At 70.7% G+C, this 26,528-nt stretch carries 22 protein-coding genes and 1 tRNA gene; 7 read left to right on the top strand and 16 right to left on the bottom strand.

Annotated elements, in window-relative coordinates:
* Positions 1 to 12: 12 nt before the first annotated feature.
* The 7 genes from M446_RS22835 to M446_RS22805 all read right to left on the bottom strand — a co-directional run bounded on the left by M446_RS22835 (position 13) and on the right by M446_RS22805 (position 9,461).
* The gene (locus M446_RS22835) at positions 13 to 930 is read right to left on the bottom strand and encodes a LysR family transcriptional regulator (protein WP_012334469.1); all 918 of its coding nucleotides are present in this window, start codon (positions 928 to 930) and stop codon (positions 13 to 15) included.
* A gap of 60 nt (positions 931 to 990) precedes the next feature.
* Positions 991 to 2,121, bottom strand: coding sequence for an N-methyl-L-tryptophan oxidase (gene solA / locus M446_RS22830; RefSeq protein WP_012334468.1), 1,131 nt, complete (start codon positions 2,119 to 2,121; stop codon positions 991 to 993).
* 154 nt (positions 2,122 to 2,275) lie between these two features.
* Positions 2,276 to 3,295 (bottom strand): DUF4167 domain-containing protein, encoded by a 1,020-nt coding sequence (locus tag M446_RS22825; protein ID WP_018259579.1) that lies wholly within the window; start codon positions 3,293 to 3,295, stop codon positions 2,276 to 2,278.
* Positions 3,296 to 3,676: 381 nt separating this feature from the next.
* Complete coding sequence (prmC, locus tag M446_RS22820) at positions 3,677 to 4,564, bottom strand: peptide chain release factor N(5)-glutamine methyltransferase (RefSeq protein ID WP_012334466.1); 888 nt, start codon at positions 4,562 to 4,564, stop codon at positions 3,677 to 3,679.
* Entirely contained in the window at positions 4,561 to 5,640 is a 1,080-nt protein-coding gene (gene prfA / locus M446_RS22815) for a peptide chain release factor 1 (RefSeq protein WP_012334465.1), read from the bottom strand. Before prfA ends, prmC begins: the two co-directional genes overlap by 4 nt.
* 151 nt (positions 5,641 to 5,791) lie before the next feature.
* Complete coding sequence (ptsP, locus tag M446_RS22810) at positions 5,792 to 8,053, bottom strand: phosphoenolpyruvate--protein phosphotransferase (protein ID WP_026190438.1); 2,262 nt, start codon at positions 8,051 to 8,053, stop codon at positions 5,792 to 5,794.
* A gap of 172 nt (positions 8,054 to 8,225) precedes the next feature.
* A complete protein-coding gene (locus M446_RS22805) occupies positions 8,226 to 9,461 on the bottom strand; it encodes an aspartate kinase (protein ID WP_012334463.1) in 1,236 nt (411 codons plus the stop codon).
* Positions 9,462 to 9,656: 195 nt separating this feature from the next.
* On the opposite strand from M446_RS22805, the gene M446_RS22800 reads away from it, so the two are divergent.
* From M446_RS22800 to M446_RS22785, 4 genes are all read left to right on the top strand, one after another.
* Entirely contained in the window at positions 9,657 to 11,012 is a 1,356-nt protein-coding gene (locus M446_RS22800; RefSeq protein ID WP_012334462.1) for a glycerophosphodiester phosphodiesterase family protein, read from the top strand.
* A 176-nt stretch (positions 11,013 to 11,188) separates the two neighbouring features.
* Entirely contained in the window at positions 11,189 to 11,938 is a 750-nt protein-coding gene (ubiG, locus tag M446_RS22795) for a bifunctional 2-polyprenyl-6-hydroxyphenol methylase/3-demethylubiquinol 3-O-methyltransferase UbiG (protein ID WP_012334461.1), read from the top strand.
* A 31-nt stretch (positions 11,939 to 11,969) separates the two neighbouring features.
* The gene (locus tag M446_RS22790; RefSeq protein WP_012334460.1) at positions 11,970 to 13,343 is read left to right on the top strand and encodes a TAXI family TRAP transporter solute-binding subunit; all 1,374 of its coding nucleotides are present in this window, start codon (positions 11,970 to 11,972) and stop codon (positions 13,341 to 13,343) included.
* A gap of 238 nt (positions 13,344 to 13,581) precedes the next feature.
* Entirely contained in the window at positions 13,582 to 13,869 is a 288-nt protein-coding gene (locus tag M446_RS22785; protein ID WP_012334459.1) for a hypothetical protein, read from the top strand.
* A 69-nt stretch (positions 13,870 to 13,938) separates the two neighbouring features.
* Here the strand turns inward: M446_RS22785 and M446_RS22780 are convergent, their stop codons facing one another.
* From M446_RS22780 to M446_RS22765, 4 genes are read right to left on the bottom strand one after another with little or no spacing between them, the layout of a single operon-like run.
* Positions 13,939 to 14,835 (bottom strand): ABC transporter permease, encoded by an 897-nt coding sequence (locus tag M446_RS22780; protein ID WP_012334458.1) that lies wholly within the window; start codon positions 14,833 to 14,835, stop codon positions 13,939 to 13,941.
* A gap of 2 nt (positions 14,836 to 14,837) precedes the next feature.
* Positions 14,838 to 15,794 carry an ABC transporter permease gene (locus tag M446_RS22775; RefSeq protein ID WP_012334457.1) on the bottom strand — a complete coding sequence of 319 codons (957 nt, stop codon included), beginning with the start codon at positions 15,792 to 15,794 and terminating at the stop codon, positions 14,838 to 14,840.
* Positions 15,791 to 17,071: an ABC transporter substrate-binding protein gene (locus M446_RS22770; RefSeq protein WP_012334456.1), complete on the bottom strand. Its 1,281-nt coding sequence runs from the start codon at positions 17,069 to 17,071 to the stop codon at positions 15,791 to 15,793. The genes M446_RS22775 and M446_RS22770 overlap by 4 nt, the downstream gene beginning before the upstream one ends.
* 25 nt (positions 17,072 to 17,096) lie before the next feature.
* Positions 17,097 to 18,086, bottom strand: a complete 990-nt coding sequence (locus M446_RS22765) for an ABC transporter ATP-binding protein (protein WP_012334455.1) — start codon at positions 18,084 to 18,086, stop codon at positions 17,097 to 17,099.
* 198 nt (positions 18,087 to 18,284) lie between these two features.
* On the opposite strand from M446_RS22765, the gene M446_RS22760 reads away from it, so the two are divergent.
* Positions 18,285 to 18,359, top strand: a tRNA-Thr gene (locus tag M446_RS22760).
* Between the two features lie 912 nt (positions 18,360 to 19,271).
* Here M446_RS22760 and M446_RS22750 read toward each other — a convergent pair.
* Both M446_RS22750 and M446_RS22745 read right to left on the bottom strand, forming a co-directional pair.
* On the bottom strand, positions 19,272 to 20,741 hold the full coding sequence (locus M446_RS22750; RefSeq protein ID WP_018259584.1) for a short-chain fatty acid transporter: 1,470 nt from the start codon (positions 20,739 to 20,741) through the stop codon (positions 19,272 to 19,274).
* 146 nt (positions 20,742 to 20,887) lie between these two features.
* Positions 20,888 to 21,772, bottom strand: coding sequence for a hypothetical protein (locus M446_RS22745; protein WP_150108716.1), 885 nt, complete (start codon positions 21,770 to 21,772; stop codon positions 20,888 to 20,890).
* Positions 21,773 to 21,987: 215 nt separating this feature from the next.
* On the opposite strand from M446_RS22745, the gene M446_RS22740 reads away from it, so the two are divergent.
* The gene (locus M446_RS22740) at positions 21,988 to 22,413 is read left to right on the top strand and encodes a YybH family protein (protein ID WP_012334452.1); all 426 of its coding nucleotides are present in this window, start codon (positions 21,988 to 21,990) and stop codon (positions 22,411 to 22,413) included.
* A 144-nt stretch (positions 22,414 to 22,557) separates the two neighbouring features.
* Here the strand turns inward: M446_RS22740 and M446_RS35790 are convergent, their stop codons facing one another.
* Positions 22,558 to 23,520, bottom strand: coding sequence for a BON domain-containing protein (locus M446_RS35790; protein WP_085984500.1), 963 nt, complete (start codon positions 23,518 to 23,520; stop codon positions 22,558 to 22,560).
* Between the two features lie 510 nt (positions 23,521 to 24,030).
* Between M446_RS35790 and M446_RS34490 the strand changes: the two genes are divergently transcribed.
* Complete coding sequence (locus M446_RS34490; protein ID WP_063826015.1) at positions 24,031 to 24,435, top strand: type II toxin-antitoxin system ParD family antitoxin; 405 nt, start codon at positions 24,031 to 24,033, stop codon at positions 24,433 to 24,435.
* Between the two features lie 884 nt (positions 24,436 to 25,319).
* On the opposite strand, the gene M446_RS22725 is transcribed toward M446_RS34490, so the two are convergent.
* Together M446_RS22725 and M446_RS38285 are read right to left on the bottom strand one after the other, a co-directional pair.
* Positions 25,320 to 25,757: a MucR family transcriptional regulator gene (locus tag M446_RS22725; protein WP_012334449.1), complete on the bottom strand. Its 438-nt coding sequence runs from the start codon at positions 25,755 to 25,757 to the stop codon at positions 25,320 to 25,322.
* 273 nt (positions 25,758 to 26,030) lie between these two features.
* The gene (locus M446_RS38285) at positions 26,031 to 26,240 is read right to left on the bottom strand and encodes a hypothetical protein (protein WP_043701539.1); all 210 of its coding nucleotides are present in this window, start codon (positions 26,238 to 26,240) and stop codon (positions 26,031 to 26,033) included.
* Between the last annotated feature and the right edge of the window lie 288 nt (positions 26,241 to 26,528).

Genomic DNA, 26,528 nt, shown 5'->3' with positions numbered 1-26,528 from the left:
CGTAACATCATGTTACGGTCCGCCGGGCCCGGCGGCCCCTTCCGCCTCGCGCGTCATCTCCTGGCGCAGGAGGCTCACGAAGTTCGAGGCGAACAGGCTCGGGCTGCTGCCGGCCTTGGTGGCGGTCCAGGTCTGGAAGGTCGGGGCCTCGGCGATGCGCAGGACCCGGATGCCCGGGAAGGCGCCCTCCGCGATGGTGAACTGGTCGATCACCGCGATGCCGAGGCCGGCCCGGACCAGGGCGCAGACCGTGGTGCCGAAGCGCGCCCGGATGGTGATCTCGTAGGCGAGGCGCCGCTCCCGGAAGATGTCGGCCATGACGCGCCCGTAGGGGTCGTTGGGGTCGATCCCGATCAGCGGGTAGCGGACGATCTCCCGCGCCTCGATCGCGTCGCGCCCGGCGAGGGGATGGGATTCGGGCACGATGCAGAGCAGGCTGCCGCGGGCGAGGGGCTCGAAGGCGAGGCCCGGATGGTCGAGCCGGTAGCTCATCGCCACCACCTCCCCCTTGCCGAGCAGCAGGTAGTCGATCGCCTCCTCGAGCTTGAGGATGTTGATGTCGATGAGCAGCTGCGGGTGCTTGGCGCGCAGGCGCTCCACCGCGCGGGGCACCATGACGTGGCAGATGGACGGCACCGAGCCGATCAGCAGCTCCTGGCCGCTGCCGCTCTGCGTGCGGGCCACGACGTAGCGGAGATCCTCGACCCTGTCGTAGACGGCGTTGATCTGGTCGAAGACGGCGCGCGCCTGCTGCGAGGGGACGAGGCGGCCGCCCTGGCGGTCGAACAGCCGCATGCCGAGCGCGGCCTCGGTGTACTTCATCAGGCGGCTGATGCCGGGCGCCGAGACGTTGAGGAGCCGGGCCGCCCCGGCGATCGTCCCGGAGACCATGATGGCCCGGGCGACCTCGATCTGTCGCAGCGTCAGCATCCCGTCCTCCCCGGGGGCCCGCGCGGCGCGGGTCCCGCCATCCTGCCGCGCGCGGCCGGGTCAGGCGAGGCGGCCGAGGCCGAAGAGGGAGATGTCGAAGCCCGTGCGCCCGGTCGTGGCGAGGTCGGCCAGGATCTCGCCGACCACGCTGCAGAACTTGTAGCCGTGGCCCGAGCAGGGCGAGGCGACCACGACCTGGGGACAGTCGGGCAGGGTGTCGATGACGAAGTGCTCGTCGGGCGTGTTCGTGAAGAGGCAGGAGCGCAGGGCCATGGTGGGCCCGTCCGCGTGCGGGAAGTAGCGCCGCACCGCCTCCCGCAGCACCGCCTCGTCCCGGGGATGGACCTCGCGGTCGATCGCGTCGGCGGGGCCGGTCTCGCGCAGGTGGTGGTAGAGGCCGATCTTGAAGCCCGGCAGGCCCCAGACCGGGAAGCCGTAGAAGTGGCCCTCGTCGAAGAGGGCGTTGAAGACCGGGAAGCGGCCGAGCGCGAAGGCGTCCGGCATGGCGGGCTGGAACCAGCCGAGCACCTGCCGCTCGGGCACCGCGCGGCCGGCGAGGGCCGGCACGAGGTCCTGCATCCAGGCGCCCGCCGTCAGGACGAGGCGCCCGGCCTCGTAGGTGCCGCGCGCCGTGCGGACGCGCACGCCGCCCGCGACGGGTTCCCAGGACAGGGCCGGCTCCCGGGCGCGGATCTCGGCGCCCTCGGCCTGCGCCAGAGCGACGTGGGCGACGATGGCGCGCTCCGAGGCGACGAAGCCGCCCTCCGGCTGCAGCAGGGCGAGGTGGCCGGCCGGCAGCGCGTAGCCCGGGAAGCGGGCGTTGAGGTCGCGGGCGGAAAGGAGCTCGTGGGGCAGGTCGTGGATCCGGCAGGCCTCCACGGCGCCGGCGACGATCCGGCTGTCCTCCGGCCCGGCATCCACCGAGCCGGTGACGAAGAGCAGCCGCTCGCCGAAGCGCGATTCGGCCTCGCGCCAATTGGCGTAGGCGCGCCGCAGCAGCGGCACGTAGGCCGGGTCCTCGAAATAGGCGAGGCGGATGATGCGGTTGGCGCCGTGGGAGGAGCCCATGGCGTGGGGGATGTCGAAGCGCTCGAGGCCGAGCACGCGCTGGCCGCGCCGGGCGAGCTGCCAGCAGGCGGCCGATCCCATGCCGCCGATCCCGAGCACGATCACGTCGTAGGTCTGTGACACGGATACCGTCCTCATGCGCCCGCATTCCGGGCCGGGCCCCGCGGTGCCGCGCGGCTGTCCCGGCATCCCCGCCGCGGCGGGGAGGGCCGCGCCGGCGCCCGCGGGTGCCGGCCGGGAGGGGTGCCCCTCCCGGCTCACGCGGCGGTCCCGCTCCTCACTCCGACGGCGCGTCGGCCTGGGCCTTGGGCGGGAACAGGTCCGTGCCGCCCTCGGCCCCGTCCTGCGGCGCCCCCTCGTAGCGGGTGCGGCGGCGGCGGCGCGGGCGGGCGGGGGCGTCGCCGGCTTCCGAGGCGGGCGCCTGCGGTGCCTCGTCGCCCGGCGCCGCCGCGACCGGGGCGGGCGCCGGGGCCGGGCGGACCGGGTTGGTCAGGAAGGCCGGAAGCCCGGTCTCCTCGGCCGCCGGCGGATCCTGACGCGGATCCTGGCGCATCTCCTCGCGCCGCGGGCGCTCCGGCCGCTCGCGGCGTCCGCCCTCCGGCCGGGGCGCGTCGCCCTGCCGGGGCCCGTCGCGGTAACCGTCCTGGCGCGGCTCGCCGCGGAATTCCTGGCGCGGCTCGCCCTGCCTGTCGGGCCGGTCCTGCCGGTCCTGGCGCTCCGGCCGGTCCTGGCGCTCGGGCCGGTCCTGGCGCTCCGGCCGGTCCTGGCGCTCGGGCCGGTCCTGGCGCTCGTAGCGTTCCGGACGGTCCTGGCGCTGCGGCCGCTCGCGGTTCTGGAAGCGGTCGCGGCGATCCGGCTGCCGGTCGAAGCGCCCGGCGCGGTCGTCGCGGGCCTCGTAGGGCTGCGGCTGCTGGCCGGGATCGACGTACTCGTCGGCGTGGCCGTAGCCGTTCTGGGCGTAGCCGTTCGGCCCGCGCATCTCGGGACCGGCCGGGTAGCCGTTCGCCTGGGGCGAGTCGTCGTCGCCCTCGTCGTCCTCGTCGAAGGGCTGGCGGAAGCCGCCGAATTGCTGCCGGTACTGCTCGTTCGCGGCGGCGATGATGCGGTGGTAATGCTCGCCGTGCTGGAAGTAGTTCTCCGCCATCACCGGATCGCCGTTGGCCTGCGCGTCGCGCGCGAGCTGGGCGTACTTCTCGGCGATGTGCTGGGCCGTGCCGCGGATCTTGACGTCGGGACCGTTGGATTCGTAGGCCCGGGTGAGCGGATTCGGGCCTTTGTTGCGGTTGCGGCCACGCATACGCCGGTTCTGGTTTGGTCTCATCGGTCTCGACTGACCCTCGTTCGACGACAACTCAAGGGGACTCGACTGAGCGATCGGTCCGTCTGCGGTGATCCGGCCAGGCCAGGAGCCCGTCCGCGATCCCGCGACGATGTCCGTCGTTCACTGCACATCCGCGGGCTCACGCAGGTTTGGGTCGCCCAGCGATTGTCAGATACGGACCACCGAACCGGACCGCTTCGTGCCCCTTGGTCTGTCCGGTGGGGAAGATCGTCCAAGGTCCGCGCCTGGAGAAGAGGTCTCACCTTTGCCAGGCTGGCTTACCGGACCATTCGCGATCTGCGCGAGGACGTTAGCGGGTTCGGCCGCAGGAGCCAAGCGAAATCAGAGGCAACGGCATCAGGAACCAGAGGAATCCGGTTCGCGGGCCAGCAATGCGGCCCGCGGATGGCCGGCGAGGTCGCGCCGGACGACCACGACCCGCAATCCCGCAGCCTCCGCCAAGTGACGCAGCGCCTCCTCCTGATCGTAGCCGATCTCCACGACCAGATGTCCCCCCGGGGCCAGGAAGTCCGCCGCCTGCGCGAGAATGACGCGGTAGCAGTCAAGTCCATCGGCGCCGCCGTCGAGGGCGAGGCGGGGATCGTGGTCGCGCACCTCGGGGGCGAGGCCCGGGATGAGGTTCGCGGCGATGTAGGGCGGATTCGCGACCGCGACGTCGAATCGGCCGGCCAGGGCGGCGGCCCAGTCGCCCCGCAGCCAGGCCGCGCGGGCCCCGACGCCGTTCCGGGCGGCGTTGGCCCGCGCGGTGCGGAGGGCTTCGAGGGAGAGGTCGATTCCGACGCCCTCCGCGCGCGGCCACTCGCTGAGGAGCGCCACGAGGAGGCAGCCCGAGCCGGTGCCGAGGTCGAGGAGGCGCAGGGCCGCGTCTCGGGGATGGCCGAGGTCCAGGGCCGCCTCGACCAGGGTCTCGGTGTCCGGCCGCGGCACCAGGGTGTCCGGGGAGAGGCGGAAGGGCAGGCCCCAGAATTCCCAGGCGCCGAGGATCCGGGCCACCGGCTCGCCCGAGGCCCGCCGCCGCAGGGCCGCCGACAGGCTGCGCGCCTGCGCCTCGTCGAGGGGCCCATCCGCGCCCAGGAGGAGGTCGACCCGGCTCACGCCCAGGGTCTCGGTCAGGATCAGGCGCGCGTCGAGGGCGGCGGTCGCGATCCCGCACCCGGCGAGGTAGGCGCTCGCCCGACCGAGCGCGGCGGAGAGGCCGAGGCCGCCCGGCACCGGCTCGCTCACCCGAGCCCCTCCGCGGCGAGGAGCGCGGCCTGGTGCTCGGTCACCAGGGCGTCGACGAGTTCGTCGAGGGCGGTCCCGGCCAGCACCTCCTCCAGCTTGTAGAGGGTCAGGTTGATGCGGTGATCCGTGACCCGCCCCTGCGGGAAATTGTAGGTGCGGATGCGCTCGGAGCGGTCGCCGCTGCCGACCTGGGCCCGGCGGTCGGCGGCGCGGGCCGCGTCCTTCTGGCTCCGCTCCTGCTCGTAGAGCCGCGCGCGCAGCACCGCCATCGCGCGGGCGCGGTTCTTGTGCTGGGAGCGCTCCTCCTGGACGAAGACCACGATGCCGCTCGGGATGTGGGTGATGCGGATGGCCGATTCGGTCTTGTTGACGTGCTGGCCGCCCGCGCCCTGGGCCCGCATCGTGTCGATCTTGAGGTCGGCCTCGTTGACGTGGATGTCCACCTCCTCGGCCTCGGGCAGCACCGCCACGGTGGCCGCGGAGGTGTGGATGCGCCCCTGCGTCTCGGTCTCGGGCACGCGCTGCACCCGGTGGGCGCCGCTCTCGAATTTCAGCCGCGCGAACACGCCCCGGCCCTTCACCTCGGCGACCACCTCGCGGTAGCCGCCCATCGTGCCCGGGCTCTCGGACACGACCTCGATCTTCCAGCCCTTGAGGTCGGCGTAGCGGGCGTACATGCGCAGCAGGTCGCCCGCGAACAGCGCGGCCTCGTCGCCGCCGGTGCCGGCCCGGATCTCCAGGATCGCGCTCTTCTCGTCGGCGGCGTCCTTGGGCAGCAGCATGATCTGCAGCGCCTTGGCGGCGGCGTCGCGGGCCGCCTCGACCTCCGGCTTCTCCTCGGCGGCGAGCGCCCGCATCTCGGGGTCGCCCTCCTGCAGCATGGCCTCGACGCCGCGCAGCTCGGCCTCGGCGGCGCGGTAGGCGCGGATCGCCGCCACGACGTCGTCGAGGTCCGAGAGCTCGCGCGAGAGCTGGACGAAGCTCTCGGAATCGGCCTCGCCGGCGCTCAGCGTCGCCGTGACGATGTCGTGCCGCGCCAGGATGGCGTCCAGTCTGTCGGAAGGTATCGCAATCATCGCCGGGGATATGGGCTCGATCCGGGCCGGATTCAGCCGGCAGCGGCCGCTTGCGCCGAAGCGCGGACCGCAGGCGTATAGCAGGTCTGCGCCGGCTGACGAGGCGGCGCAGGGGGGGAGGAGCCTTGCACTTTCCGCGGAGCGCCGGGCCTCAGACCGGGATGCCATGCGCCTCCGCGTAGGCGGCGAGGGCCGGCCGCAGGGAGGTGCCGTTGCCGGTGCGGGCGATCTCCGCCCGCAGGAAGGCGCCGACCTCGGCCGCGTTGACGTTCAGCACCATCGCCTTCACGGGCCCGATCGAGGCCGGCGACATCGAGAGCGCCCGGTAGCCGAGGCCGATCAGCGCCAGCGCCTCCAGGGGGCGGCCGCCGATCTCGCCGCAGACCGTGACCGGAGTCCCGGCCGCGTCCGCCCGCTCGGCGATGAGCCCGAAGGCGCGCAGGGCCGCCGCGCAGAGCGGGTCGAAGCGGTTGGCGACCTGCCGGTTCTCGCGGTCCACCGCGAACAGGAACTGCATCAGGTCGTTCGAGCCCACCGAGAGGAAGTCGGCGGCGGCCGCGATCTCGTCCATCTGGAACAGGAGCGAGGGCACCTCGACCATGACGCCGAGCCGGCACTCGGAGGGGAGCGCGTGGCCGTGGCGGGAGAGGTGGGCCTTCTCGCGCTCGACGATCGCCTTGGCGCGCACGAACTCGTCCACCGTCGCGACCATCGGGAACATGATCTTGAGGGGCCGCCCGCCCGCCGCCTTGAGCAGGGCGCGCAGCTGCATGCGCAGCAGGCCGGGCCGGTCGAGGCCGATGCGGATTGCCCGCCAGCCCAGCGCCGGGTTCTCCTCCTCGGGCCCCTTCATGTAGGGCAGGATCTTGTCGCCGCCGATGTCGAGGGTGCGGATGGTGACCGGCAGGTCGCCCGCCGCGGCGTAGACCGCCTCGTAGAGGCTCTGCTGCTCGGCCGCCGAGGGCATGCGCTCGGCCACCATGAATTGCAGCTCGGTGCGGAACAGCCCGACGCCCTGCGCCCCGGTCTCCTGCAGATGCGACATGTCGACCAGGAGGCCGGCATTGAGCTGCAGGGCGACCTCGACGCCGTCGCGGGTCACCGAGGGCAGGTCGCGCAGGGCGCGGTACTGCTCCTGGCGGCGGGCGCGCAGCCGCGCCTTCTCCCCGTAGGCCGCCTCCACCTCCGGGCCGGGGCGGATCTGCACCTCGCCCGCGCCGCCATCGACGATGATCGCGTCGCCCGCCTCGACGAGCGCGGTGGCGTTGGCGACCTCGCCCACCGCCGGGATGCCGAGCGCGCGCGCCACGATGGCGATGTGGCTGGTCGGCCCGCCCTCCTCCAGGACCACGCCGCGCAGCCGCGCCCGGTCGTAGTCGAGCAGGGCGGCCGGGCCCATGGAGCGGGCGACCAGGATCGCGTTCTCGGGCAGCGAGCCCTGGGCGGTGCCCTGGCTGCCGACGAGCTGGCGCAGCAGCCGGTTGGCAAGGTCGTCGAGGTCGTGCAGGCGCTCGCGCAGGTAGGGGTCGCTCTGGCGCAGCATGCGGGCGCGGTTGTCGGACTGGACCCGCTCCACCGCCGCCTCGGCGGTGAGGCCCGAGAGCACCGCCTCGCGCATGCGCCGCAGCCAGCCCTGGTCGTGGGCGAACATCCGGACCGTCTCCAGCACCTCGCGGTGCTCGCCCGCCCCGGCCACGTCCCCGCGCTCGACGAGGTCGTCGATGGCCGAGCGCACCTCGGCGATCGCCGCGTCGAGGCGGGCGACCTCGCGCTCGACGTTCTCGGCGATCAGGTTCTTCACCACGATGCGCGGCTCGTGCAGGACCACGTGGCCGAGCCCGACGCCGTCCGCCAGCGCGACGCCGGACTGGCTCAGCGCCCGGCGCGAGGCGCTGACCGTGCCTGGCGAGAGGGCCTGCAGCTCCCCGGAGGCGAGCATCTCGGCGAGCACCATCGCGGTGGTCTGGAGGGCCTCGATCTCCTCCTCGGAATAGACCCGGTAGGTCCGGTTCTGGACCACCAGCACGCCCATCGTGTTGCCGGCGCGCAGGAGCGGCACGCCCAGGAAGGCGTGGTAGATCTCCTCGCCGGTCTCGGGCCGGTACGAGAAGGCCGGGTGCGACTGGGCGTCCGAGAGCGAGAGCGGCTCGGCCGTGGCGGCGATCAGGCCGACCAGGCCCTCGCCGGCCCGCATCTTGGTGAGGTGGACCGCCTCGCGGTTGAGGCCCTCGGTGGCGAAGAGCTCCAGCATGCCGTCGTCGCGCAGCACGTAGACCGAGCAGACCTCGGCCACCATGTTGGCGGCGATGATCACGACGATGCGGTCGAGGCGCGCCTGGGCGCTGACCGGCTCCGCCATGGCTTCACGGAGGCGGCGCAGAAGCAGGCGCGGGCCTCCAGGCGCAGCGGGCATCGTCTCGACTTCCACCCCTTGAGCGGGCCTGGCCCGGTGCAGTGCAACCGGAAGACGCCGGCGCGAGCGGTGCGGCCGGACCGGCCCTGTCACGGCCGTATAGCGAGTCCCGCGCCCGCCGGGCAAGCGCCGCGTCCCCGCGGCGGCCCGGTTCGGGCGAAAGTCGCAGGGGTCAGGCGCGATCGAGGCCGTAGAGCGCGTGCAGGGTGCGCACCGCCAGCTCCGTGTAGGCGGCGTCGATCAGCACCGAGAACTTGATCTCCGAGGTGGTGATCGCCCGGATGTTGATGCCCTTGTCGGCCAGCGCCCGGAAGGCCTTGGCGGCGACGCCGGCGTGGCTGCGCATGCCGACGCCGATCGCCGAGATCTTCACCACGTCGGTGGCGCCCTCGATGCGCTCGAACTCGATCGTTCCGGCCTGCGCGTCGAGGATCGCCCGCGCCCGCTCGTAATCGCCCGCCGGCACCGTGAAGGTCATGTCGGTGGTCGCGCCGTCGCCCGACACGACCTGGATGATCATGTCGACGTTGATGTTGGCGTCGGCGAGCGGGCCGAAGATGGCGGCCGCGATGCCGGGCTTGTCCTTCACCCGGCGGAGCGTGATCTGGGCCTCGTCCTTCGAGAAGGCGATGCCCGTGATGATCTGCTGTTCCACGATGTCGTCCTCGTCGCAGATGAGGGTGCCGGGGCGGGCGTCGTCGGGGTCGTCGAAGGAGGAGCGGACGGTGGTCGGCACCCGGTGCACCATGGCCAGCTCGACCGAGCGCACCTGCAGCACCTTGGCCCCCAGGGAGGCCATCTCCAGCATCTCCTCGAAGGCGACGCGCTCGAGCCGCCGCGCCTTCGGCACGACCCGCGGATCGGTGGTGTAGACCCCGTCCACATCCGTGTAGATGTCGCAGCGCTCGGCCCCGATCGCCGCCGCCACCGCGACCGCGCTGGTGTCCGAGCCGCCGCGGCCGAGGGTGGTCAGGCGACCGCTCTCCGGATGGATGCCCTGGAAGCCGGCGATCACCGCGACCTCGCCATGCCGGAAGCCGGCATCGAGCCGGGCGCCGTCGATCCGGGCGATCCGGGCCGAGCCGTGCTGGTCGGAGGTCTCGATCGGGATCTGCCAGCCCTGCCACGAGCGGGCCGGGATGCCCATCTGGGCGAGCACGATGGCGAGGAGGCCCGAGGTGACCTGCTCGCCCGAGGCCACGACGGCGTCGTACTCGGACTGGGGGTAGAGGGGCGAGGCGTCCTTGCACCAGGCCACGAGCTCGTTGGTCTTGCCGGCCATCGCCGAGACCACGACCGCCACCTCGTAGCCCGCCCGCACCTCGCGGGCGACGTGGCGGGCGACGTTGCGGATGCGGTCGACCGTGGCGACGGACGTGCCGCCGAACTTCATCACCAGGCGGGGCATGGGACCCAAGGACGGTTGCCGGGGCGGGCGGCGCGGGGCCGCGGCGGAATTCCGGGGCCGGTAAACGCGGGGGCAGACCCTGTCAATGCGGCGGGCCGCGAAAGCGGCAGGGCGGCGGACCGCGAAGGCGGCCGGGTCACGCCCCCGTCACCGGGCCGGCTTAGATGCGGCCTGCCCCCGCGGGAGAGACACGCGATGCCGCTTCGACCCCTTCGATCCGCCCTGCGGCGCCTCTGCGGCGCCGGCCTCCTGGTTCCGCTCGGCCTCGGCCTGGCCTCGGCCGCCGAGCTCCCGACCCTCGACGGCCGCCCGCCCCTGGTGATCGGCCATCGCGGCCTGCCGGGCCTGGTGCCGGAGGAGACCGCCCCCTCCTACGAACTCGCCGCCCATCTGGGAGTGGACGCCTTCGAGGAGGATCTGCACCTCACCAAGGATTGCGTGCTCGTCGCGCGGCACAATCCCTGGCTCGGCGACAACACCGACATCGCCGAGGTCGCCCGCACCAACCCGGAGGTGGCGCGCCGCCGCCGCACCGTGCCCGGCCGCCTCGTCAGGGTGGCGTGGCCGGCGCGGCCGGATTCCGGCCCGGAGACCTACCTCACCGACCTCACCGACCCGGCCGATCCGACCTCGGTGCTGCGCTCCCTCGTGGTCGACGGGGAGGACCATACCGGGGATTGGTCGATCACCGACTTCACCCTGGCGGAACTGAAGGCCTGGATCGGCGGCACGACCTACGATGCCCGCACCGAGCGCCCCAAGACCCTGAACGGCAAGTTCCCGATCCTCAGCTTCCAGGAGATCATCGATCTCGCTAGGGCCGAGAGCGCCCGCACCGGCCGCGCGATCGCGGTCTATCCCGAGACCAAGAACCCGACCTGGAACAACGCCCAGGCCCGGGCCAACGGCTGCCCGGGCGAGCGCCCGCTCGAGGATGCGCTCCTGCGGATCGTGGAGGCGAACGGCCTCAACGCCAAGACGGCGCCGCTCTTCGTGCAGAGCTTCGAGCCCAGCAGCCTGAAGTACTTGGCCGCGCATGGGCTGAAGGCCCGGGTGGTTCAGCTCATCGACGGCGACGGCGTCGACCTGCGCACCGGCGCGGTCACCTACGCGAGCATCACGGAGGGCCGGCCCTACGACTGGACCCTCGCGGGCGACCCGCGCTGGTTCGGCGCCATGCTGAGCCCGGCCGGCCTCGCCGAGATCCGCACCTACGCGGACGGGATCGGCCCCTGGAAGCCGCAGGTGCTGCCGCTGCGGATCGCGCCCTGGCCGGAGCGCAACCCGGACGGCACGCCCTTCAAGGGCGCGACGCCGCAGGCGCGGCTCCTCGCCCCGACCTCCCTGATCGCGGACGCGCACGCGGCCGGCCTGTTCGTCCACGTCTTCACCTTCCGCAACGAGGCCAAGTACCTGGCGGCGGATTTCGGCGGCGACCCGGCGGCGGAGTACCTCGCCTTCTACCGGCTCGGGGTCGACGGGGTGTTCACCGACTTCACCCACACGGCCGTGGCGGCCCGCGCGGCCTTCCTGGGCCGGTCCGGGCACTGAGCCGGGCCGGGGCCGCGCGGCGCCGTTGGTGCGCGGCCCCCGATGCGCTGAGCAGAACGGCATCGGGCCATTCTGCTTGGTCGCTTGTGCCCGCATCATTTTTCGCCGCCGAACCGGTGACCCCTTCGGCGAATGATGCTTAGGTCGAGGCGGATGCCGCCTGGAGCCTGCCGCGCATGAGCGCACCGACCGGACCCTCGATCGACGCCAGGGAAGTCGCCCGCTTCGAGCGCATCGCCGCGACGTGGTGGGACGAGGCGGGGCCGATGCGGGTGCTGCACCGCTTCAACCCGGTGCGCCTCGCCTATATCCGCGACGCGGCGTGCCGGCACCACGGCCGCGACCCGCTCGGCCCCGAGCCCCTGGCGGGCCTCACCCTGGTCGATATCGGCTGCGGCGGCGGCGTGCTGTCGGAGCCGCTGGCGCGGCTCGGCGCCCGCGTCACCGGGCTCGACCCCGCGCCGACCAACATCCGGGTGGCCAAGGCCCATGCCGAGGAGGCCGGCGTGCCGGTCGATTACCGGCCCCAGACCATCGAATCCGTCGTCGCGGCGGGCGAGCGCTTCGACCTCGTCGTGGCGATGGAGGTGGTGGAGCACGTCGCCGACATGGCCTCCTTCGTGCGCACGGCCTGTGCGGCGGTGCGCCCCGGGGGGCTGTTCTTCGCCGCCACCATCAACCGCACGATGCGCTCCTTCGCCCTGGCGATCGTGGGCGCCGAGTACGTGCTCGGCTGGCTGCCGCGCGGCACCCACGATTGGGAGAAGTTCGTCACGCCCGAGGAGCTCGCCCGGGCGGTGGAGAGCGGTGGCCTCGTGGTCGCGGACACGACCGGGGTGGTCTACCATCCCCTGAGCGGACGCTGGTCGGCCGCCCGCGACACCGCGGTGAACTACATGATCACGGCGGAGCGCCCCGCCGCCTGAGGGCGCGCGAGGGGGCCATCGGCGAGGTGCCATGCCCAGGCTTCGCTTCGGCCGGGAACTGCTCTTCCTGATCGTCGCGGTGCTGCTCGCCGCCGGCGGCGTCCTCGCGAGCCTGCTCACCCGGGCGACGGTGCTGACGGTCGCGGTCGCCCCGAGCGGCGGGACCGAGCCGGCCCTGCTGCGCGCCTATGCCGAGGCGCTGGCCGTGAACCGCCGCGGCCTGCAGCTGACTATCCTGCCCTTCGACGGGGTGCGGGAGAGCGCGCTGGCGCTGCAGGAGGGGCGGGCCGACCTCGCGGTGGTGCGGCCCGACATCCTGATGCCGGGCAACGGCCTCACCCTCGCGGTGCTGCGCAGCCAGGCGGTCATGGTGGCGGTGCCCGAGCCCTCCCCGATCAAGGCGCTCCCGGACCTCGCCCGCAAGCGGCTCGGCCTCCTGGCCGACCGGGTCTCGGACCGCGACGTGGTCCGGCGGGTGCTGGAGCATGCCGGCCTCGCCCCGGTCGAGAACCCGGCCCCCGGCATGCCGGCCCCGGGCAGCGTCGGGCTGGTGCCGGTCCAGGAGCAGGACCTCGCCGCCTTCCTGGCCGAGAAGCGCATCGACGCGGTGATCCTCCTCACCACCCCGACGACCGCGGCGGCCCAGCGCATCCTGCGCGTCGTCCAGGCGGCCGGGCGCGCCCGCAAGGCGCGGCTGATCGGGGTCGAGGACGGCGCGGCCCTCACCGAGCGCGATCCGCGCCTGCAGGCCGTCACGGTGCCGGCCGGCCTCTTCCCCGGCACGCCGGGCCTGCCCGCGGAGGACCTCGCGACGGTCGGCACCTCCTACCGGCTGATGGCCCGCGCCAGCCTGCCGCGACCCGCCGCCGCGGAGGTCACCCAGCACCTGTTCGAGCTGCGCGGCCTGCTCGCCCAGACGGTGCCGGCCGCGAACGCCGTCGCGGCGCCCAGCTACGAGACCAACGCGGAGGCGACCAGCGCGCGCCTGCCGATCCACCCGGGCGCCATCGACTATTACGAGCGCGAGCAGCAGAGCCTGATCGAGCGCTACGAGACCTGGATCTACCTCGTCGCGCTGCTCGGCGGCGGGCTCGGTTCGGCCGGGGCGTGGCTGCGCCAGCGACTGATGCGCATGCGCCGCGAGCGGGTCGAGGTCGCGACCCGCCGGCTGCTGCAGATCCGCTCGGAGGCGCGCCGCAGCAGCGACCGGGCCGCCCTCGACGGGATGGCGGCCGAGATCGACGATCTCGCGGGCAACATCGCCCGCTACGCCCTCAGCCGCCCGACGGAGGTCCGCACCATGACGGCGGCCACGATCGCGATCGACGCCGCGCGCTCGACCGTTCGCCGCGCCCGCGACGGGGCCGGGGATCCGCCCCGGCCGGGCCTGCGGGCGGTCGAGTGATCCGCCGTCCGGACGTGATCGTCCGGACGGCGGATCACAAGCCCGCGCGGCGCGTGAGCGACGCCGACATCCGCATTGCCGAAATGGGAGATGGCGAAGCCATCAACCGGATGTCGGATGATGCCCCGCCCGCGGGCAGCCGCGGCACTTTCCGGAAGCTCAGCCGTTGTTCCCGTGAGGGGACGCCCGCCGGGCAGGCGGGACGTGCCCCCGCCGCGACCTCGCTCGGAGCTTCGACATGATCAGGCCTGTCCTCTCCCTCCTCTCGGCCGCCCTGGTCCTCGGCGCGCTCGCGGGCGCCGCAGAGGCCCAGGGCATTCCCGGCGGGATCCGCCGCGGCGCCGCCGAGGGCGACCGCGTCGCCGGCCCGATCGGCGGGATCGTCGGCGGGGCGGTGGGCGGCGCCGTGGGCGGCGTCAACGGCGTGCTCGGCATCGATCCGGGACGCAGGGCCTACCGCACGGGCCTCTCCGGGCGGCGCCACCACCACGCCCGCCCCTATCGCCACCGCCGGTCCTATCGCTGAGCGGGCCGCCCGGAGCCCGCGGGCGGCGTCGCCCCGAGCCTCGGCTTCCCGCGGCGGGATCGGCGGCGCTCAGGCGCCCGGCCGCAGGCTGCGGCGGGCGCGGCGGCGCTGGAGCCAGGTGAAGGCCGAGGCGGCGAGCGCGATCACCGCCAGGGAGACCCCGGTCGTGACCGTGCCGAGGGCGTAGATCTCGGGCGTCGTCACCGTGGTGGTCAGGCCCTGGAGTTCGAGCGGCAGGGTGTTGCGGCCGCCGATCGCCTGGCTGGTGCGCGCCAGCTCGTCCCAGGACAGGGTGAAGCCGAACAGGGCGACGCCGACGAGCGAGGGTAGGATGATCGGAACCACGACGTGGAGGAGGGTGCGCGGCCCGCTCGCGCCGAGATCCCGCGCCGCCTCCTCGTAGGCCGGGTCGAAGCGGTTGAACACCGCGAACATGATCAGGAGCCCGAAGGGCAGGGTCCAGGTCAGGTGCGCGCCGAGCGCCGAGGTGAACAGGCCCATGATCGTGCCGTGCTCCTGCAGCGCGGCCCAGCCGGTCGCGGCGGCGAGCGCCTTGATCGCCTCGTCGGCGAGGCGGAACTCGAGGCCGATCCCCAGCGAGACCACGATCGAGGGCACGATCAGGCTCGCCACCGCCGTGTAGAACAGCGGGCCCTGGCCGCGGAACCCCTTGCGGAAGGCGAGGCCGGCGAAGAAGGCGATGGCCACCGTGAGGCCCATCACCGCGACGCCGAGGGCCAGCGAGCGCCGGAAGGCCGCCCAGATGTCGACGACGCCGAGCCCCGCCCAGAGCCGCGCGAACCAGTGGGTCGAGACCCCGCTCAGCGGGAAGGTGAGGCCGCCCTGCGGGCCCTGGAAGCTCAGGACCAGGATCGTCAGGGTCGGCCCGTAGAGGAACAGCACGAACAGGCCGAAGAACCCGGCCAGCAGGTAGAAGGAGAGGGGGCGCGGACCGTCGCGGACCATGGTCAGAGCTCCCGCCGCAGGTCGATCAGGCGCGTGAGCCCGACGATCATCAGGATGACGGCGCCGAGCAGGACGACCGCGTTGGCCGCCGCGGCCGGGAATTGCAGGTAGGCCATCTGCACCTGGATGACCTTGCCGACCGAGGCGATCTGCTGGCCGCCCATGACCCCGACGGTGACGAAGTCGCCCATCACCAGGGTTAGCACGAAGATCGACCCGATCGCGATGCCGGGCTTCGCCAGCGGGACGATCACGGTCCAGAGGATCTGCCACGCGCCCGCCCCGGCGTCCCGCGCCGCCTCGATGAGCGCGCGGTCGATGCGCATCATCGAGTTGAAGATCGGCACGATCATGAAGACCGTGTCGAGGTGGATGAAGGCGAGCACGACCGCGAAGTCGGAGTAGAGCAGCCCCTCCAGGGGCTTGGCGGTGAGGCCGAGGCCCATCAGGGCGTCGTTGACGAGGCCGTTGCGGCCGAGCAGCGGGATCCAGGCGATCATCCGGATCACGTTCGAGGTCCAGAACGGGATGGTGCAGATCAGGAACAGCACCGTCTGCATGGCGCTGGTGCGGACGTGGAAGGCGACGAAGTAGGCCACCGTGAAGCCGATCGCCAGGGTGAAGGCCCAGGCGAGCAGGCAGAACTTCAGGGTCGAGAGGTAGGTCCGGAAGGTGGTGCAGAGGTCGCCGCCGGAGAAGCAGCCGTCGAACACGTCCGCGTAGTTCTGCAGCGTGAAGGCCGGGATGATCTCGTACTCGTTGTATTCCCAGAAGCTGACGATCAAGGTGAGCGCCAGCGGCACCACGAAGAAGACCAGGAAGACCAGCGCCAGGGGGGCGGCCTGCAGGGTGGCGAGGCGGCGCTGGCGCCGCCCCTCCTCGGCGAGCCCGGGCGCCGCGGCGGCGGGCGCCGCAGCCACCTCGGGCAGGGGGATCGCGCGCTCTGCCGCCGGGTTCATGCGGCGATGAACTCGTTCCACTTGCGGACCATGTAGGTGTTCTCGTCCATGACCGAGTTCCAGCACGCCACCGCGCCCATGCGCTCGGCGAAGGAGCCGCCGTCGCGCAGGGCGCCGGCCTTCTCCAGCACGGTGCCGTCCGGGGCCTTGATGTCCTTCTCGGCCGGCTTGCCCTCCATCCAGTAGGCCCACTCGTAGGGCTCCATCTCGGCCTTGGCGGTCTCCAGCACGGCCGAGTAGTAGCCCTGGCGGTTGAGGTAGGCGCCGGCCCAGCCCGACAGGAACCAGTTGATGAAATCGTAGGCTGCGTCGAGCTTCCGGCCGGTCAGGGTCTTGGGGAGTCCGAAACCGGCGGCCCAGGCCCGGTAGCCCTCCTTCAGCGGCTGGTAGGTGCAGGACACGCCCTGCGAGCGCACCTTGGTGACGGCGGGGGACCACATCGACTGGATCACCGTCTCGCCGGAGGCCATCAGGTTCACGGATTCGTTGAAATCCTGCCAGAAGGCCCGGAATTGCCCGGCCCGCTTGGCCTCGATCAGCACCTTCATGGTGCGGTCGATCTCGGCCTTGGTCATGTTGCCCTTGTCGGGATAGGTGTATTCGCCCATCGCCTCGACCACCATGGCGGCGTCCATGATCCCGATCGACGGGATGTTGAGGATCGAGGCCTTGCCCTTGAATTCGGGGTTGAGCAGCTCCTTCCAGCTCGAGATCGGCCGCTTGATCAGGTCGGGCCGGATGCCGAGCGTGTCGGCGTTGTAGGTGGTCGGGATCAGGGTGATCCACTCGGTCGGCGCGCCGGCGAACTTCGTCGCGGTCTGGCCTTCGAGGTAGAACACCTTCTTGGGCGCGGTGCCTTGGTCGCCGATCGCCTTGCCGTTCAGCTCGCCCTTGGTGAACACGGTGGTGATCTTGTCGGCGTACTTGATCCGGCGGGCGTCCATGCCGACCAGGTTGCCGGACGGGATCAGCTTCCTGAGGCTGAAATACTCGGAATCGACGATGTCGAAGGAGTTCGGCTGAGTGACGACCCGCTTCGATACCTCGTCGGTGACGACCGGTATGTACTCGATGGTGATGCCGAGATCCTCCTTCACCTTGCGGGCGATGTCGGCGCTCTGGTTCACGGCGGTGCCGAGATAGCGCAGGGTCACGGGCTCGGCCGCGATGATGGAGGGAAAGCCCGTGACGGCGCCGCTGCCCGCGGCGGCGCCGGCGGCCGCGCCCGCGAGGAGGCCGCGCCGGGTCAGGCCCGTCTGCTTCGTCGAGTCGGTCATCCGTGTCTCCCCTGTATGCGACGTGTCAGGCGTCGAGGCGGTGGGCTTCCTCGGCCGACCAGCCGAGCCGGACCTCGTCCCCGGGCGCGAGGGGGAGGCGGGCGAAGGCGCGGTCGCTGAGGATGGCGGTGAGCGGCGTCCCGGCCTCCGTGGCGAGGCTCTCCGCCTCCAGGCCGAGATGGACGGTGCTGCCCTGGTACTCGACCGCGACGACGCGGGCCGGGACGGCGTCCGGGCCGGCCTCCGGGCCGAGCCGCATCCGGTCGGCGCGCACCGCGATGCGCCGGTCGGGCAGGGCGATCACGTTGTGCCCGCCGATGAAGCGGGCGACGAAGGCGGTGGCGGGCCGCTCGAACACGGTGCGCGGGTCGGCGGCCTGCTCGATGCGGCCGCCATTCATCACCACGACGAGGTCGGAGAGCGCCATCGCCTCCTCCTGGCTGTGGGTGACGTGCACGAAGGTGATGCCCAGCTCGGCCTGGATCCGCTTGAGCTCGGCCCGCATCCGCACGCGCAGGAATGGGTCGAGGGCCGAGAGCGGCTCGTCGAGGAGCAGCACCTTGGGGCCGGTGACGAGGGCGCGGGCCAGCGCCACCCGCTGCTGCTGGCCGCCGGAGAGCTGGGCCGGCAGGCGCCCGGCGAGCGCCTCCATCTGGACGAGGCGCAGCATCGCCTCGGCGCGGCGGTGGCGCTCGGCCCTCGGCACCCCGCGCATGCGCAGCCCGAAGGCGACGTTGTCCCGGCAGGTGAGGTGGGGGAAGAGCGCGTAGCTCTGGAACATCATGGCGGTGCCGCGCCGGGCCGGCGGCAGGTCGCCGACCGCCCGCGGCCCGATCACGACGTCGCCGCGCGTCACGGTCTCGTGGCCGGCGATCATGCGCAGCGTCGTGGTCTTGCCGCAGCCGGAGGGGCCGAGCAGGCAGCAATAGGAGCCGGAGCGGATCTTCAGGTCGATGGCGTCCACCGCCAGCGTGGCGCCGTACCGCTTGGTCAGGCCGACGAGTTCGATGTCCATGCGCTCTCCCCCGCGCCGCGCCCGCTTCGCAGGGAGAAGGTTGCAAGGCTCAGGCCAGGGTGGTGCCGGGGTTTCGGCCGATTGCTGCGACGCGGCGATTGCATTGGCCGCGTCGATCCGCTAAAGCCCCACCCGTGTTCGGCGCAACCGCCGCGGCGGGGCTCTCGGGCCTCCCGGACCGGGGCCGAACCGGGGTTTGCCGTTGTAGCTCAGTGGTAGAGCGCGTCATTGGTAATGACGAGGTCGGGAGTTCAATCCTCCCCAGCGGCACCAGACACTTAGCTCAAAAGTCCGCTCTCCTGGATCGAAGCCGGGTAACGCTGCGGGTAACAGCTCGGACCCGTTCTGTAGAAGGCGAATCGGTCCAATTTGCCGCGCCTAAACGAGTGGCCCACCCCACATCCTGTCAGCCTCCGCGCTCGTGAGCGGAACGCCCGCGGCCCAGAGGGGCACCGGAGCCTGCTGCCGCGCCTTGCTGCCGGCGCACCTCTCATCGATGAGGTAGTGCCAACTGGCGGTCGGGTTGCCGCGCGAGATTGATCTCTGGAATTGCGGGTTGTCGGTTCCGCGCAACAGGGCTGCCCTCTCGTGCTTGAGCCACGCCGCGTAGGCGGCCACCAGAATGCCGCCCGTGAGCAGCACTGTGGCGGCGCTGGGCCGGCCTGGCCCACGAGGGTGCCCCTCGGACACGCCGCAGGACCGCAAGGCGTCTGAATAAATCTGCGGCATATCGCATCTGGCTCTCTGATCCGGGATCCGCTTGATCAAAGCGGATCGCGTATCCCAAGCCCGCGCGGCGCCTGAGCGAAGCCGACATCCGCATTGCGAAGCAATCCGTCGGATGTCGTATCCCAAGCCCGCGCGGCGCCTGAGCGAAGCCGACGTCCGCATGGCCGAAAGGGGAGATGGCGGCGCAATCAACCGGATGTCGTATGAGGCCACGAACGGAGGCGGTGAGCGGCAACCGGCCAGGAGTCCGCGTTCGCCTTGTTCGGCTATGCGCCATCTCCGGACCTTCGGTCAGGGCCGCTTGAGGGGCCGCTCGCCACCCGATAGCAGACTTCTCAACGGCCTGAAGATCGCTCAGCCACCCTTTCGCACAAGCCACGATCAGCCTGGAGGCCACGCCTGAGACGAGGACGGCCGCTGCTCGCCACGAGAGCGCCGTCCCCGAGATATCCGTCCTCAGGGCATGACGGGCGGGTGGTAGGTCAGCGTGAAGGCGAGCGCCCATAACAGGAAGAGCACCACCGGCAAGTGGACGAGCAGCTGCAGGAAGCTGAACCCCACGATGTCGCGCGCCTTGAGGCCAAGGATGCCGAGCAGCGGCAGCATCCAGAACGGATTGATCAGGTTCGGCAGGGCCTCGGCCGCGTTGTAGATCATCACGGCCCAGCCCAGATGCACCTTCAACTCGTTCGCCGCCTGCATGACGTAGGGCGCCTCGAGCAGCCACTTGCCGCCGCCGGAGGGCACAAAGAAGCCGAGCACCGCCGAGTAGACGCCCATCGAGAGCGGGTAACTGCCAGCCGTGTTGAAGCTGACGAAGGCGTGGCTGATCACCTCCGACAGCGTGTCGCCCGACGCGTTCTTGGCACCCGTGAGGATCGCGCTGATCGAGGCATAAAGCGGGAACTGGATCAGGACTCCGGCCGTCGCCGGCACCGATTTCGCGACGGCGACCAGAAACCGCTTCGGGCGCCAGTGCAGCAGCAGGCCCAGGGTCAGGAACAGCAGATTGTAGGTGTTGAGGTTCGAGATCGCGACGATCCACGATTGCCGCGCGAATTCCTGCCAGATCCAGCCGCCGGCAATGATGACGAGCAGGATGTTCAGGAGCGGCCAATGCTCCAGCTTCTCGCCGGGCTGCGCGGGCGGATCGAGCTTTTCCTCCTTGGCCGAAACGTCCACGCCGAGATCCTGCGCGGTGACGGCGCTGACGGCTGCCGGGGCCGACGCGTAGGCGATCGCCACCGAGACCAAGAACAGGACCAGCGCGATCAGCATCGACTGCCACAGAAAGATCGTCTCGCTGAACGGGATCACGCCGGTGATCGGCAGCACGTTCGGCGGCAGGCTCTTCGGATTGGCCTGGAGCTGGGCGGCCGAGGAACTCAGGCCCATCGCCCAGGTCGCACCCAGACCGAGATAGGCCGCGGCCCCGGCAGCCCGGTAGTCCATGTTCAACTCCGTCCGGCGGGCCAGCGCCCGCGCGAGAAGGCCGCCGAAGATGAGGCTGAGGCCCCAGCTGAGGAAGGACGACAGCATGGTGGCGGCGGCCACGAGGCCCACCGCCCCACGCCCGGTGCGCGGGATCCGGGCGAGGCGGTCGATCAAGAACTGAACCGGCGGCGAGGTGGCGACGACGTAGCCGCCGATCGTCACGAAGGCCATCTGCATCGTGAACGGAATGAGGCTCCAGAAGCCGTCCCCGAAGGTCTTGGCGACCGCCGCGGCCGGCGCCCCGTTCGCCAGGGCGCCGAGCGCCACGAGGACCACCGCGATCGCCACGAAGATGAAGGCGTCCGGGAACCAGCGCTCGGCCCAGGCGGTGAAGCGAATGCCGAGCCGCGCGAGGGCTCCTGTGGCAGCGGCTCTTCCCTCGATCGATTGGAGACCTGAGGATCGGCTGGTCTGCGCCGATACTGTCTTCATGAGCATTTCTCCCTGGCCGGCCGGTTCGCTCGGCTTTGCCCTAAAAAGGGATAACGCTGGCTGGCGGTTTCCCGACAGCGCGAAAGCGACAGGCGGGGAGCGCGACACCCCGTGCAGCGCGCACCCACGGGACGCGAGGTGCGCGGTCATGGCTCCCGGACGCTGTCGCGGAACGCCTGCGCCTCGGCCCTGCTCTCGAAGATGTGCGGCCGCACGGTGCGGGTGAGGACGTGTCCGAGCTTCACGCGCATGAACGCGCTCGTCGTGGAGCGGGAAACGCGGGTGGAGTAGGTCTGCTCCAGCGCGCGAACCATCTCGGCGTAGGCGTCCGCCACCTCGCGATCAAGCTGGAAGGCATCGTAGTTGACGACCACGGCCATGCGCCGGCCGACTTCCCGGCAGCGCGCCGCCACGGCCTCCTGGATCATCGCGACATCCTCGATCCGACGGACGTGCAGTCCTTCGAGGTTCAGGAACAGGACGTTGCGGTCAGGGTCATCGGCGAGCCGGTCAGCGAGGTTGAGATCGCGCATCCGCTCCCGCAGCCCCATCGCCTGCGCGGCAACGATGCGCGGATCCATCGTGCGCGCACCCTTGATCATCGGCCGGAAGTTCATGTGGGCGAGGGTCTCCCGCTCGACATCGACCCCCGGCGCAACCTCGATCAGTTCCAGGCCGTCCTGGCGTAGTCGAAAGACGCAGCGCTCGGTGACGTACAGGACCGTCTTGTCCGCCGCGACCCGGCCCGAGAAGGTGATCTGCTCGACGTGCTCGTGGAACTTCCTGGCCCGCCCCTCCTGGACGATCCGGAGCTGACCGCTCTCGATCCTCACACCGAGGCCGCCGGCCGTGAAGGTGCCGGCGAAAACGACCTTGCGGGCGTTCCGGCTGATGTTGATGAAGCCGCCGGCCCCCGCGAGCTTCGGGCCGAAGCGGCTGACATTGACGTTCCCGGCCGCGTCCGCCTCCGCCATCCCGAGCACGGCAATGTCGAGCCCGCCGCCGTCGCAGAGCACCCGATCACGTTGCAATCGGGTGCTGCTCTCGATCTTTGATCTTGCCGCATTTTCTGCGACGAACCGGCATCCACTGCGTCGGAAAATGCTCTAAGTGCGAGTCGGTACCCGATGTCGTCATGTCGAGACGTTCCCGCGTCACCGAGCCAGTACACTGAGGGTCGCGTCCGCTATGCTGCTCAGCTTTCCCGGTTTAGTCTCGATGTAGAACCGAGATCGAGGAGGCTCCCATGCGCGCACCAACTCTCGCCACAGCGCTCTTCCTGCTTGCGGGACATGCACTGGCACAGGATAAGGCAGCTATCGATAAGCTGAACGCGGAATTTGAGAGCGCGTTTCGGAGCGGGAATTTCTCAGCAGTAGCGAACATGTACACTGAGGACGCCTACGTGCTCCCATCTGGCAGCCCACTCGTACATGGTCGCGCAGAAGTCCAGAAGTTCTGGACGGAGGCGGGGAAGGTCATCACCGACATCAAACTCACGACGCTAGACGTTCAGCCGCTGGGCGGTGAGGCCGCGCGTGAAGTCGGCCGTTTCGTGCTTAAATTGAAGGATCAGTCAGCGCAGGACGCGTCCGGCAAGTACGTCGTGGTCTGGCGCAAGGTCGGGAACGACTGGAAGCTCTCGACCGATATCTGGAACAGCGACAAGTGAGCACGCCTCGGGCTTCCGTGCGGTCGTGATCTGGCCACGATCGCGCGGCGTCAGCGCGATCCGGCATCGCGTTTTGGATCGAGATTCAACCCTCACTGCCAGAAGCGGCGGCTCCGAATAGGGCCGCCGCATTCCAGTGTGATGCTACGTGCCAATTTTCTCTTGTCGGCCCATCCCAACGCCGCTGAAGTTGCTGCTGCTTGTCCCTGCCGTGGAGGGCTGCCCGGTGCTAGAGGTGGCTCGTTCACCGCCAAGCCCACCGGTGTTCATTGATGAACTCTGCCGGACGCGAAGGTTGTTTTGCACGTGAGTGACGCCTGACACGGACTCGGCTATGTCCTCGGCTCGACGTTTGTCGTAACGGTTGTTGACCGTTCCGTTCAGCGTGACCTCGCGGCCTTGAACCGTGACCTCGATTTCGGTCGCATCTACCTGTCGATCATCAGTCAAGCGGTCATTCACGTCATCACAGATGCGCTCGTCTGATCGCTGGTAGTTGCGAGGACCCCGGCCTCCGTGATGCTGGGCACCTTGGTCGCCCTGTGCGGCATCACGCTCCCGACGACGGGCTGCCTCGTCGTCTCCGAACCACGACGAGATCTCGTCCCCGGCTCGATCAAGGAAGCCACGCTCCCCACGATAGCCGGTCACATCGCGATCATCATACGAGCGGGTGTAATCACGAGAGCCGCCACGTCCGTAGTCGCGTGCGCCGTAATCACCACGGCCGTAGCCGCCCTGGCTCGGGCGATCGGACCGGCCACGGCCATAGCCCTGATCCGCGCCGTAGAAGCCGCCGTAGTAGTCGTTGTCCCCGCCAGTGTACCGGGAGCGATCTTGGCCGCGGCCGGACATGTCGCGGCCTTCGTAGTTGCTGCCCATCCCGCGCCCGAACGCGACATCCATCGCACCGGGCTCGCGTTCGCGCCGACGCCAATCGTCATCGTCGCGGCCGTGCCGGCCTTGGCCGTAGTCACGATCATCGCGACCGTAGTAGCGGTCTTCACCGTAACCGCGGTCGCTGCGGCTGGAGAAACGGTCCCGATCTCGGTCGCCCATCTCACGTGAGCGGTCGCGCTCGTTGCGCCAGCGATCGTAGTCGCTCATGCGCGTCTCCTCTCGCATTTTTCTCCTCCTGCCCCAAGCGCCGCCATTCACGGCTCAGGGTCAGGGGCTCACATGTGGCCGGGTGCCCCCCGGCCGCTGTCAGCCCAACTCCATCCCGATTCGCGCGTTCCAGCTTGGCACGTGCGGTGGGCGGACTTGGCGCAGCGCTGTCGGCGCTCGCGCCCAACGCTGCCTTACAGCCGTCCTTCCCGCTAATGAGTGACGCGTGGGGGCGCTGGCTGGCTCTCAACCAGCCATGTCACCGGGCACGATGCTGCGGAGCCTGAGAGAAGGCGTTGACGTGCAGCGGACGGCGAGGAGTCCGGGGCATTGTCGCGGCATAGGAGCGGTTAACGACGCCAACTTGCGTCCAGCAATGGTCGGGCGAAACCGCCAGAACGCCCGTGGCGATTGGTCGTCAGCCACACTCGCGTGGATCACTGCCACCAGGGTTTCGGGTGAGGCGACGCCAGCTGACCGGGTGAGAAAGCTTCATAACCCCCTGGTAAGATGCCCGCCAAAGCAGCCATCACTGCGTCGCTCACCACTGAACTGAACACCTTCATCGCGGAAAAGGTCGCGAGCGGGCAGTACCGGACCGCCGGTGAGGTGATTCGCGCCGCTCTCCGCTGCCTCGGTCAGCAGAATGACAGGGACGTGCACGTCGAAGCGGCCTACTCAGTGACGACCAGTGAGCAGGCGAGGCCAGCAGCGGCAACCCCGGCCTTCCTCCAAGGTGGCGATATGATGGGCGCGCTCATGCGTCAGCATCCCTGGGCGGCCACACCGCTTGGAGACGCCGAGGCGTGGCCGCACTCGCTCAAGACGCTCATGGGCGTGATGCTCGGGTTGACCCGATCGGTATTTTGGACCGGGCCGAGTGCGAGGCTGCTGCATGGCCGTTGCCATGGGTAGCCGGAAGGCCGAATCCGGACGGCCGAAACCCGACCCGCTGCCCGTCGCCGGGGATGGGATCCGGCGCAGGCGCACCTAGTCTAGCACGGTCGAGACGCCAGCCCGCGAGGCCCTGCCGAGGGCCGATCAACTGGCCCTCGACTGGCGACCGGTTCATGGCGCGCTCGAATGCTTCCGGAAACTGTCCGCAGGCGCCATAACGCGTCCCGTACTTGATCTTATGCGAATGGGCCGCCCTGACGCGCGCGAGGGCCGATACACGCGCCTGACGTAGATAAACAAATCATCGTTGAAGATGAGCTTGCCGAGCCGGAACAAGGCGCCAGCCGTGGTCGTTAGGTGGCTGTAGTCATCACGAGTCCCTGTGACCCGACGCCCGGACAGGTCCTAACCCTCCGGCGGGCGTTCGTGCGTCTGGGCCTCAGTGGATCGTGTAGCGCGGAATGACCGGCAGATCGGTGGCGCCGGCGCCAGCGAGCGCCAGCCTCTTCAGCAAGGTGACGCGTTGGACGGCGGCCTCGCGAGAGAGCCCGGTCTGCTCGCGCCCGCGGGCGAGGTGGCCGGCCTACGGGCGCCCTGGTCGACGGGCCAACGGAGCATCGGGGCGGGCACCTGCCGGCCTCTGGCGAGGCGCAGCCAGGAGCGCCACTCCTCCGAGACCAGGCGCACCACGTTCGTGTCGTTCCGCCAGCCGCTGATCGCGCGCTCCTCGATAGGCACCAAGCCGCGGTGGGCGGCCTCGCGCAGGGCGTTCCGGACCAGAGGGTCTCGCACACGCCCGCGAGCCGGCAGTCCCCGCGCCGGAAGGACCTGTCGCGGACGGAGGTCGTGGCGACGGGCCCCGAGGCGGGCCGCGACCCCACTGACGATCGGGCGGGTCCCGCCTACTTGCCCTTCTGGCCCGCGGCGCGGCGGGACTGGCCGAGGCCGATGCTCTTGGCAAGCTCGGAGCGCTGCGCGGCGTAGTTCGCCGCCACCATCGGGTAGTCGGGCGGCAGGCCCCATTTCTGGCGGTACTGGTCGGGGGTGATGCCGCGGCTGGAGAGGTGGCGCTTGAGCGACTTGTAGGGCCTGCCGTCTTCCAGGCTGATGATCGCGTCCGGCGTCACCGTCTTCTTAATCGGGACCGGCGGAACCGGCTTGGCAAGTTCCTGCGCGGGCGGCCTGTGCAGACCAACCAGCGCCGCGTGCACCTGACTAAGGAGTGTGGGCACCTGGGAAGGCGCGACAGAGTTGTGGGCGACGTACGCAGCTACGAGCCCGGATGTCACCTCGATGAGGTCTGCGCTACCTGCCAGCGCATTAGCTTGACCGGCACTCATCTCAGCCCTCCTCTTCGGTCGGCAGCTTATCGTGCGACTAACTCGCAGAAAATTCAAGGTAAGATCAGGCCGATTCGCAAGCACACAAACGCAACCTAATCTGGCCAAAACTTGCAATCTAAGGTTATGTAGATGACTGGCGGGAGCCAGCGATTTCGGAACGGCGTTGACGACCAGGTCTCGGCGCCGCTCGCGAAGCTTCAGGGGGGCACTGACCCGCGTCGCCAAGGACGACAGCGTCAAGTCGTTCAAGAAGGACTGGACCGAGGTCGGTCAGGCCGTCGAGAAGGTCGGCGGCGTTCCGTGCGCCGGGGGCTGGTGGACGGCGAAGCAGCAGCAACACGCGGTCGACGTGCTGGCGAAGGGCGGCGCCTCGGCGCTGGGCGCGAAGGCCCTGGTGGCGCGCTGTTCGGCCGTGGAGGCCCGCGGCGGCCCCACCTCGGCGAACTCGCGCTCGGGGGCGTTCGGGATCGCGCAGTTCAAGTCCAGGTCGGGCGGCTACTCGCGCCTGCGCGACGGCGAGGTTGTCAACGACCCGCCGCCGGGCCGACCCGCGGCGCGCCGGATCGGCGACGACATGGGGGGCCGGCGCTTCGACGGCGCGGGGGCCTCGGCCGGCGGCAATGGCCACCTGCCCATCACCATGGTCGGGTCCCGACCGGGACGCGCGCCCGCGCCGCGATGGACGACCTGTTCAAGGACGTCTCGATCACCCAGCGCAGGCAGGTCGACATCTCGATCAAGGCGGCGCCCGTCTGGACACTGCACACC

It is taken from the genome of Methylobacterium sp. 4-46 (genome assembly GCF_000019365.1).
GTDB lineage: Bacteria > Pseudomonadota > Alphaproteobacteria > Rhizobiales > Beijerinckiaceae > Methylobacterium.
The sequence above is the reverse complement of the archived record's forward strand: the minus strand, read 5'-3'. Positions and strand labels throughout refer to the sequence as shown.

What these genes read in the sequence shown, in the direction of transcription:
- M446_RS22790 (WP_012334460.1), top strand. Translation starts at nt 11,970, where the DNA reads ATGCCCAGGCTTCGCTTCGGCCGGGAACTGCTCTTCCTGATCGTCGCG.
- M446_RS22825 (WP_018259579.1), bottom strand. Translation starts at nt 3,295, where the DNA reads ATGCGTGGCCGCAACCGCAACAAAGGCCCGAATCCGCTCACCCGGGCC.
- M446_RS22785 (WP_012334459.1), top strand. Translation starts at nt 13,582, where the DNA reads ATGATCAGGCCTGTCCTCTCCCTCCTCTCGGCCGCCCTGGTCCTCGGC.
- prfA (WP_012334465.1), bottom strand. Translation starts at nt 5,640, where the DNA reads ATGATTGCGATACCTTCCGACAGACTGGACGCCATCCTGGCGCGGCAC.
- M446_RS22770 (WP_012334456.1), bottom strand. Translation starts at nt 17,071, where the DNA reads ATGACCGACTCGACGAAGCAGACGGGCCTGACCCGGCGCGGCCTCCTC.
- M446_RS22765 (WP_012334455.1), bottom strand. Translation starts at nt 18,086, where the DNA reads ATGGACATCGAACTCGTCGGCCTGACCAAGCGGTACGGCGCCACGCTG.
- M446_RS22780 (WP_012334458.1), bottom strand. Translation starts at nt 14,835, where the DNA reads ATGGTCCGCGACGGTCCGCGCCCCCTCTCCTTCTACCTGCTGGCCGGG.
- M446_RS22750 (WP_018259584.1), bottom strand. Translation starts at nt 20,741, where the DNA reads ATGAAGACAGTATCGGCGCAGACCAGCCGATCCTCAGGTCTCCAATCG.
- M446_RS22805 (WP_012334463.1), bottom strand. Translation starts at nt 9,461, where the DNA reads ATGCCCCGCCTGGTGATGAAGTTCGGCGGCACGTCCGTCGCCACGGTC.
- ptsP (WP_026190438.1), bottom strand. Translation starts at nt 8,053, where the DNA reads ATGCCCGCTGCGCCTGGAGGCCCGCGCCTGCTTCTGCGCCGCCTCCGT.
- ubiG (WP_012334461.1), top strand. Translation starts at nt 11,189, where the DNA reads ATGAGCGCACCGACCGGACCCTCGATCGACGCCAGGGAAGTCGCCCGC.
- M446_RS22740 (WP_012334452.1), top strand. Translation starts at nt 21,988, where the DNA reads ATGCGCGCACCAACTCTCGCCACAGCGCTCTTCCTGCTTGCGGGACAT.
- M446_RS22725 (WP_012334449.1), bottom strand. Translation starts at nt 25,757, where the DNA reads ATGAGTGCCGGTCAAGCTAATGCGCTGGCAGGTAGCGCAGACCTCATC.
- M446_RS22835 (WP_012334469.1), bottom strand. Translation starts at nt 930, where the DNA reads ATGCTGACGCTGCGACAGATCGAGGTCGCCCGGGCCATCATGGTCTCC.
- M446_RS34490 (WP_063826015.1), top strand. Translation starts at nt 24,031, where the DNA reads ATGCCCGCCAAAGCAGCCATCACTGCGTCGCTCACCACTGAACTGAAC.
- M446_RS22800 (WP_012334462.1), top strand. Translation starts at nt 9,657, where the DNA reads ATGCCGCTTCGACCCCTTCGATCCGCCCTGCGGCGCCTCTGCGGCGCC.
- M446_RS35790 (WP_085984500.1), bottom strand. Translation starts at nt 23,520, where the DNA reads ATGAGCGACTACGATCGCTGGCGCAACGAGCGCGACCGCTCACGTGAG.
- M446_RS22775 (WP_012334457.1), bottom strand. Translation starts at nt 15,794, where the DNA reads ATGAACCCGGCGGCAGAGCGCGCGATCCCCCTGCCCGAGGTGGCTGCG.